This is a genomic window from Helicobacter bilis ATCC 51630, from assembly GCF_000686565.1.
In the GTDB taxonomy this organism is placed as follows: domain Bacteria; phylum Campylobacterota; class Campylobacteria; order Campylobacterales; family Helicobacteraceae; genus Helicobacter_A; species Helicobacter_A bilis.
Window position 1 is genome coordinate 45,819 of the sequence record NZ_KK365988.1, and the last position, 15,301, is coordinate 61,119.

Consider the following 15,301-nt stretch of genomic DNA (forward strand, 5'->3'; position numbering starts at 1 on the left):
TATAGCCTAAATCAAAACAACACAGATTTACAAAATAATCCTACTTTAAACACAACAACTTCTATTACCCCACAAACACAAAATAAAGAAAATGAAAGCATGGAAACTGCATATATCGACAATTCACAATTAATACGGAATTTAGATGCTGTAAATTACACTCTAAAACCCGCACTCTACCCAAGTGGTTGAGTTGCAATCTTAGCAAAATAAAACACAAAAAACGTGGAACATAAGTAAAGCAAAGAATCTAAACTCATTTTAAGATTCTTAAAGTTTTGCATTCAAGCAAAGAAATCTAATAAAAAGGATAGGTATGAAACAAGGTGATTTTACAGAAGTGGCAAAGCACTATCACAATCGTCCCGCATATAGTGTGATGCTTTTAGACAAGCTTATAAAATGTGTAAATGACACTAATAAGCCTTTAGATAAGCTAAGAGTAGTAGAAGTTGGTGCTGGCACAGGCAAACTTACAAAGATTCTAGCTGATGATTTTGGCATGAATATAAGAGCGGTTGAGCCAAATGACTCTATGAGAGAAGAAGGAAAAAACTATACAAAAGATTCTAATATCTCATGGTGTAAGGGTAGTGGTGAAGACACTGGTATAGAATCTAGTAGTGCTGATTGGGTGATTATGGCGAGTTCATTTCACTGGACTGATCCTAAAAAATCCCTGCCAGAGTTTGCTAGAATCTTAGATGATAATTATTACCATAATGTGGCTAATAACGCTGACAATGGGGGGGGGGGGCAAACCTTATCAAAATTCCTCTACACAAAACAAGGCAGCCTATTTTACAGCAATATGGAATCCGCGTCATATAGCAGAAGGCTCGATATTCCATGAGATTGAAACAGAAATTAAGAATATTGTTCCAGAGCTTACTCGTGTGAGTAGTGGGACACAAAATGTGAAAAAATGGGAAGAAATCCTTGTTTCAACAGGGCATTTCAAGGACTGCTTTTTTATGGAATGCGACTACCTAGAAGTAATGAGTAAAGAAAGGTATTTGGGTGCGTGGCATTCTGTAAATGATATTCAGGCACAAGCAGGACAAAAAAGATGGCAACAAATTCTTAGCATGATTGAATCTAAGATTGCAAATCTAGATGAGATTGCGATACCTTACAAGATTCGTGCGTGGAGTGTGCGTAAGGCATAAGTCGTTTGTTATCCTTATTTGTCTTGCTTTGTGCATAGATAGGTAAGGATAAAAACGATGGAAAAAATAGTAGAACAAGTATGGGATTACACAAAACATGCGAAATTTTATAGTTATAGACCAAATTATGCGCCAAAAAGCATTGATATGCTCACTTCTTTAGCAAAAGAGGGTAGGGCAAAGGTGAAAGTAGCAGATATTGGTGCGGGTAGTGGTAACTTGAGTATTATGCTTTTAGAGAGAGGCTTAGAGGTTGTGGCGGTTGAGCCAAATGATGCAATGCGTGAGATTGGGATAGAGAGAACGCAGGGTAAAAATATCACTTGGGTTAGGGCAACAGGTATAGATTCTACTTTACAAAGTGGCGAGTTTGATTATGTAACCTTTGGGAGTAGCTTTAATGTGATGGATAGAAACTTTGCCATGCAAGAAGCACATAGACTCTTAAAGCCAAATTGCTATTTTTCATGTATGTGGAATCATAGGGATTTGGCTGATCCTATACAAGAGAAGGCAGAAAGCGTGATTGTGAAATTTGTGCCAAACTATGATAGAGGTGTGAGACGACAGGACCAGAGAGAGATTATAGAATCTAGAAAAGATTTATTTGACAATATTATCTATCTAGAGGAAGATTTCTGCTTTCATCAAAGCATAGATAACTATATCAACGCATGGAAAAGTGTGAAAAATCCTTATTGGGATTTAGAGACAAGCGAGGGCAATGCTTTGTTTGAGAATATCAGCAATGCCATGCGTGAAGCCCTGCCAAGTGAGTTTAGCATAAAATATACGACAAGGTGCTGGAGTGCTAGAAAAGTGTAGGCTTAAAGAATTAATGTAAGGAATAATATGCAAAAATTAGAGTTTCAAAGTAAGGCAAAGAATCTTTATATGCTACAAAACAGGCTAAAGAATGCAGAGATTTTACCGCTTTTAATACTCACAAAAGAGGCAGTAAAGACGAATTTAGAAGAAGCCCTAAATCTGATAGAATCTTTTTGCAAGAGTGAGGGCATACAAAGACTTATTATCCGCAGTTCTTCACTAAGCGAAGATTCTAAACATACTTCAAATGCTGGAGCATTCCTTAGTATCGCAGATATTGTGGCACATGATAAGAAAGCTATTATTGAAGCATTGCGAAAAGTAGCAGATTCTATGCCAAATAGTAACGATGAGATTCTAATCCAGCCATATTTGCAACACATTAGTTTATGTGGCGTTGGCTTTAGTGTAGATAAAGACAATTTTAGTCCATATTATTGTATAGAATGTGATAGTAGCGGCTCAAGCAGCAGCATTACTGATGGAAGCAGTAAGGAGAAAATAAGCTATTTTCAGTATAGAGATATGCCCGATTTTACCCAAGATGGCATGTCTTTAGATACAAATACTTGGGGTTTAGAATCTAAATCTTGTCATGTTGAGTGCAGCGAAACATCTAATATAAAATCTCATCAAAGCTTAAATGATAAAATAAATTCAAATAAGGATATTTCGCCTTTTTCAAAGGATCAATATGACAAGAATCTGGATTCTATAAATTTTGCACCCTTACACCCTGCACCCACCCAAGCGGCTGGGAATATAGAATCTACACCAACAGAGCACACAAACAAAACCGCAAATTCTAGCAGTTGCTCTATGGCTTTGGAGGCTTTGACTGAATTAGAGGGTAGGAGTTATCTAAGCGATAATGACTATCCCTCCGATTCAGCCAATCGTTCAAATTGTATAGACAAGGGCGAATTTTTACGGAATCTAGATTCTAAAAATTACGCCCTAAACCCCGCAGCCCACCCAAATTTAGCGCAGAATCTAGAATCTAACAACAAAAGATTCAAACAAATCATCTCTCTTATGCAAGAGTTAGAATCTCTCTTGCAATATAACTTCATTGATATTGAGTTTGCTTTTGCAAAACCTTTTTCACAAGATATAAAAGAGACTTCTAATCGACTTGATTTAAAGCAAGATAGCATAAAGCAAAAAGATTCTATGCAAGAATGCACCAAAGATTCTAAAAATAAATTAAATGATAATGAAACACTCTATCTCTTGCAAGTGCGACCTTTAGTAAAATCAAATATCAATCTCTTTAACGCATTGCCACAAGATGCCCTAACAAGACTTCAAAAAAGGCTTACAAGTTTCCTTAAAAAGACACCAAATGTGCTGGGCGATAGGGCTATTTTTGGTGTTATGCCTGATTGGAATCCAGCAGAAATCATTGGATTGCGTCCTAAGCGATTAGCCCTAAGCCTTTATAAAGAGATTGTAACAGATAATATTTGGGCATATCAAAGGGATAATTATGGCTATAAAGCCTTGCATTCACACCCGCTTATGCACTCTTTTTTGGGTATCCCCTATATTGATGTAAGGGCGTCTTTTAACTCATTTATACCAAAAGATTTAGATTCTAAAATTGCTTCAAAACTTGCCAATTACTACTTGCAAAGGCTAGATTCTAATCCACAATTCCATGATAAAGTGGAGTTTGAAATAGTCTTTTCATGTTATGATTTTAATACGCCAAATAGCCTTACAACACTTCTTAATCATGGCTTTAATAGCAATGAGATAAAAAGACTAGAGTTTGCTTTATTAGAGCTTACAAATCAAATTATTAACACAAAAAATGGCTATTACACAAAAGATTTAGAAAAAGTAGCAAAATTGCAAGATTCCTTTACTAAGATTAAAAACTCTGATTATTCCTTAATCGATAAAATCTATTGGAGTTTGCAGGAATGCAAAAGGCTTGGGACATTGCCGTTTGCAGGTATTGCTAGGGCTGGTTTTGTAGCGGTTTTAATGCTAAATTCTTTAGTTAGCATTGGCTTTTTAAGCGAAGATGAAAAGAATGCTTTTTTACATACACTAAATACGATAAGTAAGCAACTAGCAGAAAGCAGCATGAATCTAAATGCAGAAAACAAAGCCGCATTTTTAGAGAAATTCGGACATTTGCGCGCAGGTAGTTATGATATTTTAAGTCCGCGTTATGATGCGGATTTTGAGCGGTATTTTAACCTTGATAAATTGCATGAGATAGCACAACACATACCATTTTCTCTAAGCAAAGATAGACTAGAAAAGCTAGATAGAATCTTAAAAGAGCATGGATTAAAGATAGATTCTACTGAATTTTTCCATTTTCTAAAAATTGCGATTGAGGGAAGGGAGTATGCGAAGTTTGAGTTCAGTAAGCTTTTATCTTATACACTTGTTTTAATCGGCGAGTTAGGGGAGCATTATGGTATTTCAAAAGAGGATATGGCGCATCTTGATATACATGATATTTTATCGCTTTATGCTAGTCTGTATTCAAAAAGCCCAAAGCAAAAGCTTTTAGATTCTATCTCTCGTCATAAGGAAGAATATAATCTTACACTAGCGATTAAATTGCCACCTTTAATCACTACAAAAGAGCAAATTTTTGCCTTTCAGACACAACAGGTCATGCCAAACTTTATCACACAAAAGTCAATCACCGCACTAAAAGCCTTGCATACAGATTCTAACTTAGAGGGTAAAATCGTTTTGATTTATGCAGCAGATCCGGGCTTTGACTATCTTTTTACAAAAAATATTGCTGGATTTATCACTTGCTATGGTGGGGCAAACTCTCACATGGCAATAAGGGCTTCAGAGCAAAACATGCCAGCAGTCATTGGCGTAGGCGAAGAGCAGTATCAAAAGTATTGCAAAGCTGAAAGGATAATGATTGATTGTCAAAGCGAACAGATTATTTGTTTATAAATCCATGCCATAAATTAAGGTAAAGCATGAAAAAAAGATATATAGCGATTTCACAGCGACTTTATAGCATGAAAGAATATAATGAAATAAGAGAATCTTTAGCAATAGATTGGGGGCAGTTTTTTGCGATGCACTTGCATGATTTTCTTATGTTGCCTTTAAGTTATAAGCAAGATATTACCCCTTATTTGCCTGATATTGCGGGGGTTATCCTTAGTGGTGGGAATGATTTAAGCGTTTGTAATGATACGCCTTTGAATAAGGAAAGAGATATTTTTGAGACAAATCTTATAGATTTATGTATAAAAGATTCTATCCCTTTGCTTGGGGTCTGTCATGGAGCACAAATGATCGCTTATTATTTTAACTCACAGATTACCCCTTGTAAAAATCATGTAGGGTTGCATGAAGTTACACAGAATTTAGAATCTCAACCATTTGGGCGGGTGCAGGGCGTAGGGGTGCAAGATAATGAGAATTTAGAATCTACTATTAAAGTAGGCGGGTTGCAAGTTTTAGAAAACAAGACAAAGAAACTAGAATCTACACCAACAGAGTACGCAAATAAAGCCACAAATTCTAGCAATTGCGCTATGGCTTTGGAGGCTTTGAGTGAATTAGGGGGTAGGAGTTATCTAAGCGATATGACTACCCATCACAATTCACTCAATCGTTCAAATTGCATAGACAAGGGCGAATTTTTACAGAATCTAGAAACTACACAAAGATTTATCACAAATTCATTTCATAATTATGCTATTACAGAGTTAGGCGATGGGCTTATAGCCTTAGCAATAAGCAGCGATACAAAAGATTACAGCATTGAATCTTTTAAGCATAAATCTCACAATATTTTTGGGATTATGTGGCATATAGAAAGAGAGAGGGGCATGGAAAATAGCGAAGTTTTTCAAAAATGGAAAAATGCACTTTATACAAACTCTAATAATAAGGACATAAAATGAAAGCAATCATTCTAGCAGCAGGATTTGGACAAAGGCTAATGCCCCTTACGCAAGATGTGCCAAAATGTATGGTGTGCTACAAGGATAAACGCATTATCGATTATGCTTTAAATGCAATGTTTGAGGCGGGGATAGAAGAGGTTTGCATTGTTGGTGGATATAAGTTTGATGTATTGCAAAAATATATAGAATCTAAAGGTTTAACAAATATAAGATTCTATAAAAATGAAAACTACGCAAACACAAATATGGTTACAACGCTTTTTTGTGCGAAGGAATTTTTACTTGAATGTGTAGAGAAAAGGCAGGATTTACTCGTATCTTATGCAGATATTGTGTATTTTAGCGATATTGTAAAAAAGCTTATGATATGTGATTATGACTTAGGTATCGTTGTAGATAAAGCATGGCGTAAGCTTTGGAGTTTGAGATTTGAAGATCCGCTAAGTGATGCAGAGACTTTGAGGCTTTGTGGTGAAAAAATCATTGAATTAGGCAAAAAGCCAAAGGATTATAGCGAGATAGAAGGGCAATACATTGGACTTTTTAGAATCTCGCATAGTTTTCTAGCAAAAGTTATAGAGTGTTATGAGAATCTTGATAGGAATGCAGAATATGATTCTAAAGATTTTAACAACATGTATATGACAAGCTTTTTGCAGCTACTCATTGATACCTATCATAATGCTTATATGGTAGAGACTTTTGGGAATTGGTGTGAGATTGATTTTAAAAGCGATTTAGATATTGATTTTATAAGGGGTTAGCATGACAAAAAGCGGACTAATATTTATTACTGGACTTAGTGGCAGCGGGAAAAGCACATTAGCAAAAGCACTGATACAAAAAATCAATGAAGTTTATAATACAAAGGCGATTTTTCTTGATGGTGATAGTTTGCGTGAATGTGTAGGCAATACAGATTATAGTAAAGATGGCAGGGAAAAGATGTCAATGTATTATGTCCGCACAGCAAAAATGCTAGTAGAACAAGGCTTTATCGTGGTGTTAGCTACAATATCTATGTTTGAATCTATAAGGAAGTTTAATAGAGAGAATTTTACTAACTATCTTGAAGTATATCTCAATGTTAATGTAGATATTTTGCGGTTAAGAGATAGTAAGGGCTATTATAAAGATGGTGTCGATAATATGGCATTTATGCAAGGCTTAGTTGCCCCAACACAAAGTGATTTAGTCTTTTATGATGATTTTGATAGCAAAAAAGCAATAGATGAGATTCTAGAAAAGACACAAGGGTTTTGAGTGTAATGCGTATTTTCATGTAGAATCCTATGACATCAAAAACATTGAGCATACGATATATTAGTTCGTTATGGATCGCTTTGATAATCCGAGTAATGTATATGAAATAGAATATAGAAGTCCAGATTCTCAAAAACACAAATCTGCGAGATATATTTGACTTAGAAGGCCATGGCTTTAGCTTTGTTGTGAATGATTTTTAATGTTTTACAATGGTGCAATCCAAAATCATCTAGATAAGCGAGTGAAATGAGATTATAGAATTCACACAAAGCACAGAGAAAGACAAGCAAAATAGACACAAAATCTAGCAATTTGGCATTCTGCGACTTTGTATTATTGCCAATTATTTTATTTCTTCGGGTAGCAAAAACGATAGCCGCGTCTTCTCACCGTCTCAATTGTGTTAATATTTAATGGCTTATCCATTCTTTGTCGTATTTGATTGATTGCTACCTCAATAACATTAGGCGTTACAAGCTCTGGCTCGTCCCAAATCGCATTTAATAATTGATCTTTTGATACGATTTGATCTCTTTGTCGTGCAAGATGCGTAAGCACTTCAAATGGCTTACCTTTTACTTCGATATCTTTACCTTTAAATGTTATCCTTTCTTCATCTGGGATAATGACTATATCCCCAATCTCTATAAGATTAGAATCTGTAAGCTTTAGTCTGGCTTGAATCCTTGCTAATAAGACTTCGTTATCAAATGGATATGCTATATAATCATCGGCACCAAATTTAAAAGACTGGACCTCGTGCTTTGGCTCATTGTCTCCAAGTATAATGACTGGAACTTTTGGATATTTGCCCTTGACAATAGATATAATATCTTGCGCCCCACCATCTGAAAGCTGCCATCCACCAAGCACAATATCATAACTACGCACACTAATGTGATATTCCCCATCTTTCACATTTTGTGCCAAATCAACTTGATAGTTTTTCTTACCCAACTCCCTTGATATGCTATCTAACACATCTTTCTTACTATATACAACTAAAATACGCATAAAAGTCTCCCAGCAAAAAGTCTTGTAATTATAGCATTATTTAATCTAACCTTAAACTTTTTTTATAAAAATATTAAGCATAAATTAAATAATCCTTAATAGTTTTATAAGCTAACTTATAAAATTGATTTGATTATAAGAATCTATTACGCAAGGCTATTAAAATAAAGAGAGTCTCAAACCATAGAATGCAAGCTGCATGGAGTAAATTTCATGATTTTATGCTACAATTTGGCTTTTTAACCTGATAATTAAAAACAACTAAAACATTACGAGGGTGGCGTGAAAGTATCTAAGATATTAAAATCTTGCTTTTTTATTTTTATATTTATCGGCTTTATAGATACCGCACTAGCCGCTCCAGCAGATAATCAGCTAAAGCTGAATGGAGTGCCTATACCTTCAGTTGATTTAAGCATTAATCCACCAAGCACACCAACGCAGCTTGTTACTACGCTAAATATTGTCATATTACTCACTCTCTTAATACTTGCCCCATCTCTTGTGCTAATGATGACTAGCTTTACGCGTATTTTAATCGTGCTAGGATTTTTACGCACTGCATTAGGCACACAGCAATCCCCACCAACGCAAGTATTAGTTAGCCTTGCTATGATTCTTACTTTTTTTATTATGGAACCTGTGATAAAAGATGCCTATAATGTGGGTATAAAGCCATATATGGAAGAAAAAATCGGCTATGAAGAAGCATTTGAAGAGACCATGCGTCCATTCAAAAAATTTATGCTTATGAATACTCGTCATAGCGATATTGCGCTATTTTATAAGATACGCAATGAAGAGCCACCACAAATGGATAATATCACGACAAAAGAGCAATTTGAAGCCCTGATAGATAAGGTTTCACTTAGTATTATCTTACCCTCATTTATGATCAGTGAGCTAAAAACTGCTTTTCAAATCGGCTTTTTATTGTATTTACCATTTTTAGTTATTGATATGGTTATTGCTTCGGTGCTTATGGCTATGGGTATGATGATGTTGCCGCCTGTCATGATTTCATTGCCATTTAAGATTCTCATTTTTGTGCTTGTTGATGGGTTTAATTTGCTGATATGGAATCTCGTTCGATCTTTTAATTATTCTTAATTATACATGCAAGTGTGCTAAAATCATTTTGAATGTTAAGAATATATTGTAAAAAATATGTTATAATTGCAGAGATTATATTAAATTTACTTAGGAGCTTTGATGACACAAGAAGAGTTAGATTCTCTTATGGCACAAGACGCAGATTCTTTGGGTGAAGGCTTAGATGATGTGCAGACAGAAGATACAAAAGAAGAAATTAAAGCCGAGTTTGTAGATCCAAACTCATATAAGCCAGAAGCCGATAAGAAATGGCCACCACCACCACCAACAGAGGAGCACAAAGTCGTTCATCAGCTTGATGATGTAACTAGAGACTCTGAAGTGAAAATGACAGAAGTTTTCGATCAAATTGATAATATCGGATCACTTGCTACTTCAATCGAAAAAGATTCTAAAAAAATCAAAGAGTATCTCAAAGCCCAAGAAGAAATGCTTGTTACACTTGTTGAAAGCTTCCCTAAAATTAAGGCATTTGGCGCTTCGCTAGAGCAAACAAAAGAGATTGCAAAGGTGAATGATAATATTAAAAATTCTGCTATGGATTGTAATGACGCATGTATGCAGGCTATGGATATTATGCAGTATCAAGATATTCATAGACAAAAGATAGAACGCGTTATCAATGTAATGCGTGCATTAAGCCAGTATATGAACTCTCTTTTTGAAGGTAGGGGTGATGACTCTAAACGCGTGGCATCAGCTACATATATTGCGGGTGATAGCCATGATGAAGTTGCGAGTGAAAGTGATATTGAAGCACTCATTGCATCTTTTGGACAAAAATAATAGATTTTGATTTTTGAGTATCTACCCACAAATATCACACAAGATACAGATTGTTTGTGTTTGGTATGCAATGCTTTGCCGATCACACATATTCTTATCCCATCAAACCCGGTCTCAAAGCCATATCCAGATTCTCTAAGCATTGTTGCTACACTGCGGGATTTAGTAAGACAAACTAAAACGCGAAAGCATATCCATTTTATACCAACAATAAAGACTAGCTTGCATACCGCAGAATCCTTGCAAAGTGCGTTTTTATCACTAGAATACCTGAATATCTCTCATGTAGCAATTATTAGTGGCGATACAACACTATCTCATCCACTCACCACCTATAATGCCCTAGAGATTCTAAAAGATATGCAAAAAAACTCTACTTTTTTAAGACAACTTCAAATTTATTGTGCTTTAGAGTCAAAGATATCATTGCGTAATAGCCATGGATTATGCAAAAAGATTCAATATGGTGTGCAAAATTTCATCACGCAGCCATTTTATCAAACACAAAATATGCAGGAAAATAAACCACAAACGCAGAATAACTTACCTAATTTTTTACCACAGATAACAAAAGATTTTAAAACTTTTCACTCTTTTTATAAGAATCTCATACAAATATACACAAAAAATAATCTAAGCCTTGCTTCATCGCAAAACAAAATACAAATATATTGTGGCTTCCTCCCACTCTCTCATGCAAGACAAGCCCACACTATCCATGCTAAAAATATTGGCATATTTATACCCACTTCCTATATCAACGCAATAGATAGTAACGCAAATGAAGCAAATCGCAATCTTTTTAACGTTATGCAACAATACAATCTAAGCCTTAGTTATCTATCGTTTAGTGATATAGAAATGCTTTTAGACTATGCCAACTAAGCAAACTAACATTTTATATGTTCGACATTATAAAAAATATTATAAAATGGGATTTTTGGTTTGTTGCACCTGATACTTATTATAGATCGATATTTTAAGGGGTTTTTATGAGAATAGTATTATTATCCAGTATCTTTGTGTTTAGTTGCTTATATGCAAAATGTGATTGTCTTTGTGTAAATGGCAATGTAGAAGCAATATGCAGTAATGCCTATGAAGTTCGTCCTGTATGCACACCCAGAGTATGCCCTATCCCTCCACCGAGTCTAGAACCTTTAGAATCTCCACAACTCCCACCTTTAGGCACAACTTCATGCCATCAAGCACAAGTATATAATGAATCTACAAGGCAATATGAGTGGCAGAGAGTTTGTGAATGATTGCTATGATGTTGCTTAATGCCTATATTTATGGACGAAACGCATAGTATAGTCAATACATATTTAATATTGGGGTGAGATGGTTGAGAGAGGTTTTTTTGAGCATAAATCATAAATACTTCATACTTACAAATTAAGATAGGGATACTTAATTATTATGCATACATAAGGATTAGCTAATGTAAAATAGATTCTAATCCTGTATTTTACCCATGAATACATCAATAAGACCTTATAGAATCTATCACATAAAAGTTATCATCAGACAATAATAGCCTTGCAGATTTTACTAGACATAATATTGGTGCATTAAACTACAAAAAAGCATATCCAGTTTTTGGCTCAATAAATATCATCATATTGCCCACAAGAATCCTTTGTAAGCTATTTGGTGTATGTAGTCTCTGTCCGCATAATACTTTGCTAAAATCATCAAAGTAGAAGCGAAAAGTATCTCTTTCTTGACAAGTAGTAGGGGATCGCAGTGTTAAAGTTTGCAATCTTGTGCTTTCATGCAGTCTAAAATCAAAAAGTGCATTATCCTTGCAAAATCCTGTGATATTTGTGTTGTTATAACCGCTCAAACATTGTGTCGTGCCAATATGCAATGCGACAATATCGCCTGCAAGGGGACGCTTATCAAAGTCAGTCGTATTTGCAAAACGCGGCGTATCCCTGTAAATTGACAGACTATTTTTTGTATAAACCCCACTTGTATGAAATTGTAACTGCCAATAAAAAGGTGCATTATTTTGCAACAATCGTTTAGAATCTACACGAGCAAACGAATAAATATCGCCAAATCCTATGTAACCTAATTTTGAGTGATCGATTAAAGATAACATTCTTGTATGTTTTATCGCATAAAGCGTAGTGAGAGCTGCCCTTGTATTATTTGGCAGAGAAAAAGAATAGGCAAACCAAGCACTTGAAGCAAGTATGCTTGCAATAAGTAGTGAATATAGAATCTCTATGAGCTTCATAATAATCCACTATTCCATTATTTCGAAATTAAGAACTTTAGAAAAATATAATAATTAATACACGAACCATTCTTTTTTCAATTTATTCAATACATCAATTTCTTTTTTTAATGCCATAACTTGTTCATCAACTGCTGCAAACAAGCTCATATTTAAATGCTCTGGAATATCCAAACTACCGCGTTTAATCATAATGTAATCTTCAAGGCTAATCTTTGCCATATTTAATGCGATCGTAATCTCATCTTGAATATTTTCAATATTTTTTATGATTTGATTAATGCGTTCAAACATATTTTCCCCTTTAAGAAACTTTGCATTATTGTAACAAGTTTTTGTCAAATAAATATTGCATATAGGCACTATGAAAATATATCATAATTAATATTGTGTTATTCATTCGGTATGATAGGGACATGGTAAAATTCAATTTTTACAATAATCGCCGATTATGAACTCTGTTTGCTATTGTGTTAAACATAATGCAAAATGTCTCATTGTGAATTCTAAAAAATGCTACCTTATGTTTAAAGTCAAGCTTTTTGGAGATTATATGGAATCTAGCGGTTGTTATACTGAACGCAGTAAAATCTCTAGCTGAGAGTATGAAAGAGATATTTTGCCTAATGCTCAACATACATAGGAAACTAGATTCTAAGGGCATTACTTTATAGAAAGGAACAAACATGAAAAATATTTTGAAATGCATGATTGCAAGTGCTACGATATGGAGTGGTGTGCTTTATGCAGAGATACCTTATGCACCAGATTTTTCACTAAAATCACATGTTTTACAAGAGCCACCAGCCTTAATGCAAAATCATACAACTGGTTTGCCAGAAAGCTGGGAGTATTATGCCACAAAAGCACCAAAGCAAAATGTGCTTATGCCTACCATGCCTGTAATTATGGAAGTTTGTGCTATTGCTGATATGACCCATTATGTTTATCCTACAAAAGAGGCTTTAATGCAAGGGTGTCGCAGGGGTGATAGTGGCTTACTACACTTTGTGCTTCAGCCTTATCAATATTCGCCGACATTACATACTTTAGAATCTATACACCTTATGCCTAGCACAAGACAAACTTATATATATCCGCAAATAGTAATCTATTACAAGCTTGATGAGAAGGATCAAAATATCCTTACAAGCATAGAGTTAGGCGATTTCTATGATAGAAACGGCAGTATTATTATCAATGGAGAAACTTTTCAGTATAGTCAAGATGTCATGCAAGCTTTTCATAAACTTATTTATGAAATAAGTGATGCGATGTATCTACCAGAAACTTTTCATGTAACGCAATATCATAACTCGCTACACTAGAGCAAAGTAAGATGTATGCTTATTCAAGGTGTTAAAAGTTTAGGAATAAGTTTTGCTTTGATAGTCTTTAGAATTTAAAAATGGAGTTTTTCATGGCTATCAATGTAGATGGAGCGCCTATTATATTGCAAAAAATACCAGTAGCAAATGATTCTTTAAAGTTTGCAGACATACAAAAGACTTTTAGCATTATTGATGAGATTCCCACCACTGATATTGTAGCCACAGATGATGATCCAGCGTATGATACACAAGTAAATGACATGCTAAATACGCTGAAAGCCTTGCAGGTTGCAAGAAAAAGCTTAAGCGATGTGCAAAGCATTTCAAAAGATATAAAGAGTAATTATAAAACAGAGAAAAATGATGCTTGGGCGCCAGTCGATGATACAATGTTGCAACAACGCTATGAGGCAACACAGCAAATTAAAGATATTTTAAGTAAAGCAACGCTGAATCATAAAAATGTTTTTACAATGGATTACGCAAAAGATGGGATTATCCTTGATTTAGGGAAAAAGGATATGAGTGCGTTGAATTTGCGAGATGAACACTCTATCAATATATTTTCTGATAATATCAATCGTTTAAGCAGACAGATAGAAGAAAATGTCCAAAAGCTACAAGAAAAAATCGATAAGATTAATAAAAGCAGATGGCTATCTATGGAGAATTTGCGTAATGTGCGTTTGCAGCAAAAAGAGGTAAATGCAGGACTCAAAGCAGCCCAAGCAACCCCAAGCTTAGCAAGTGCATTAGCAGAAATAGCACAACAGCAAGCTATGCCTAGTGTTTCACCAGTTTCTGCAGCACAAGATTCATCTGCAGTACAAAATACTGCAACTACAAGCCAAGATAATGAAACATTAACACAGGATTCAAATAAAGCAGGAAGCCTTACACCGCAAGATAGCACAGAATCTAATGCTAAAAATACAGAAGATACAATCGCTACACCAAATGATACTCAATCTAGCACCGATTCTAATACAATGGAATCTGATACTGCGAAATCTAAAAATACAGAACCTAATAATAGCACGAATGCTACCAGCATAGAATCTACAAAAGAAGATTCTAATATCTCTAAAGAATCTAGCGAAAAAAGTTTGAGTAATGAAGTCAAAGAAGAAGGGAATGCTGCAGGCACAGCAACACAAGATACTAAGGCAAAAGATTCTAAAGAAGAAGTAGTTGTAAAAGTAGATGATAGCAGCACAAATAAGCAAGATAACACAGAAACAACGAGTGCTGCAACAGAATCTACAAAAGAGACGTCCACAAAAGATGAAACTAAGCAAGATTCACAAAACAAACAGACTGACACTCAAGCTGATAATACAGACGACAAGGAAACTAGTAGCAATGAAAACAAAATTGCAGCACAAGATTCTGTAAAGCAAGATTCCACAAAAATAGATGCTGAGCAAAAGGGCGATTCTACCGAATCCACAAGCAATAAAGCAAATGATGCAAAAGAAAAAGTTGCTAACACAGAAACAAAAGACAATACCACACCAAACAAAACTGCAGAAGAAGAAAATAAAGAACAAGTCATTGATGTGTTTGTATAATGAGTGAATATCATAAACTTTATCGCAAAAATAGATTCTAATATGATATTAATGGAATCTTATATAC

General features: G+C 34.8%; 15 protein-coding genes and 1 pseudogene. 13 read left to right on the forward strand and 3 right to left on the reverse strand.

Translation table 11 applies throughout. The annotated features are described in order from the left end of the window. The 7 genes and pseudogenes from T368_RS16060 to T368_RS0111920 all read left to right on the forward strand — a co-directional run. The coding region (locus tag T368_RS16060) for a hypothetical protein (protein ID WP_027338524.1) at positions 1 to 192 on the forward strand (192 nt) is incomplete at its 5' end. Positions 193 to 316: 124 nt separating this feature from the next. Then, positions 317 to 1,169, forward strand: a pseudogene (locus tag T368_RS14260) (class I SAM-dependent methyltransferase). Between the two features lie 57 nt (positions 1,170 to 1,226). Next, a complete protein-coding gene (locus tag T368_RS0111900) occupies positions 1,227 to 1,994 on the forward strand; it encodes a class I SAM-dependent methyltransferase (protein WP_004086752.1) in 768 nt (255 codons plus the stop codon). A gap of 27 nt (positions 1,995 to 2,021) precedes the next feature. Further along, positions 2,022 to 4,937, forward strand: coding sequence for a PEP-utilizing enzyme (locus T368_RS0111905; RefSeq protein WP_004086754.1), 2,916 nt, complete (start codon positions 2,022 to 2,024; stop codon positions 4,935 to 4,937). 26 nt (positions 4,938 to 4,963) lie between these two features. After that, positions 4,964 to 5,902 carry a gamma-glutamyl-gamma-aminobutyrate hydrolase family protein gene (locus tag T368_RS16990; protein WP_004086756.1) on the forward strand — a complete coding sequence of 313 codons (939 nt, stop codon included), beginning with the start codon at positions 4,964 to 4,966 and terminating at the stop codon, positions 5,900 to 5,902. Beyond that, on the forward strand, positions 5,899 to 6,669 hold the full coding sequence (locus T368_RS0111915) for a phosphocholine cytidylyltransferase family protein (RefSeq protein WP_004086757.1): 771 nt from the start codon (positions 5,899 to 5,901) through the stop codon (positions 6,667 to 6,669). The genes T368_RS16990 and T368_RS0111915 overlap by 4 nt, the downstream gene beginning before the upstream one ends. Position 6,670: 1 nt before the next feature. Next, the gene (locus tag T368_RS0111920) at positions 6,671 to 7,168 is read left to right on the forward strand and encodes an adenylyl-sulfate kinase (RefSeq protein WP_004086759.1); all 498 of its coding nucleotides are present in this window, start codon (positions 6,671 to 6,673) and stop codon (positions 7,166 to 7,168) included. A gap of 351 nt (positions 7,169 to 7,519) precedes the next feature. On the opposite strand, the gene hsrA is transcribed toward T368_RS0111920, so the two are convergent. Further along, positions 7,520 to 8,185 (reverse strand): homeostatic response regulator transcription factor HsrA, encoded by a 666-nt coding sequence (hsrA, locus tag T368_RS0111925; protein ID WP_004086761.1) that lies wholly within the window; start codon positions 8,183 to 8,185, stop codon positions 7,520 to 7,522. A 282-nt stretch (positions 8,186 to 8,467) separates the two neighbouring features. On the opposite strand from hsrA, the gene fliP reads away from it, so the two are divergent. From fliP to T368_RS0111945, 4 genes are all read left to right on the forward strand, one after another. Continuing rightward, entirely contained in the window at positions 8,468 to 9,295 is an 828-nt protein-coding gene (fliP, locus tag T368_RS0111930; RefSeq protein ID WP_004086763.1) for a flagellar type III secretion system pore protein FliP, read from the forward strand. 102 nt (positions 9,296 to 9,397) lie between these two features. Continuing rightward, positions 9,398 to 10,084: a hypothetical protein gene (locus T368_RS0111935; protein WP_004086765.1), complete on the forward strand. Its 687-nt coding sequence runs from the start codon at positions 9,398 to 9,400 to the stop codon at positions 10,082 to 10,084. Between the two features lie 6 nt (positions 10,085 to 10,090). Beyond that, positions 10,091 to 10,969 (forward strand): hypothetical protein, encoded by an 879-nt coding sequence (locus T368_RS0111940; RefSeq protein WP_004086767.1) that lies wholly within the window; start codon positions 10,091 to 10,093, stop codon positions 10,967 to 10,969. A 107-nt stretch (positions 10,970 to 11,076) separates the two neighbouring features. Beyond that, positions 11,077 to 11,349, forward strand: a complete 273-nt coding sequence (locus tag T368_RS0111945) for a hypothetical protein (RefSeq protein WP_004086770.1) — start codon at positions 11,077 to 11,079, stop codon at positions 11,347 to 11,349. 314 nt (positions 11,350 to 11,663) lie between these two features. On the opposite strand, the gene T368_RS0111950 is transcribed toward T368_RS0111945, so the two are convergent. Together T368_RS0111950 and T368_RS0111955 are read right to left on the reverse strand one after the other, a co-directional pair. Beyond that, complete coding sequence (locus tag T368_RS0111950) at positions 11,664 to 12,332, reverse strand: hypothetical protein (protein ID WP_004086772.1); 669 nt, start codon at positions 12,330 to 12,332, stop codon at positions 11,664 to 11,666. Between the two features lie 54 nt (positions 12,333 to 12,386). Then, entirely contained in the window at positions 12,387 to 12,626 is a 240-nt protein-coding gene (locus tag T368_RS0111955; RefSeq protein WP_004086774.1) for a DUF2443 family protein, read from the reverse strand. 392 nt (positions 12,627 to 13,018) lie between these two features. Here T368_RS0111955 and T368_RS0111960 point away from each other — a divergent pair, with 392 nt between their 5' ends. Both T368_RS0111960 and T368_RS0111965 read left to right on the forward strand, forming a co-directional pair. Next, a complete protein-coding gene (locus T368_RS0111960) occupies positions 13,019 to 13,660 on the forward strand; it encodes a hypothetical protein (RefSeq protein WP_004086777.1) in 642 nt (213 codons plus the stop codon). A 92-nt stretch (positions 13,661 to 13,752) separates the two neighbouring features. Beyond that, complete coding sequence (locus tag T368_RS0111965) at positions 13,753 to 15,234, forward strand: midas domain-containing protein (protein ID WP_004086778.1); 1,482 nt, start codon at positions 13,753 to 13,755, stop codon at positions 15,232 to 15,234. Positions 15,235 to 15,301 lie beyond the last annotated feature (67 nt).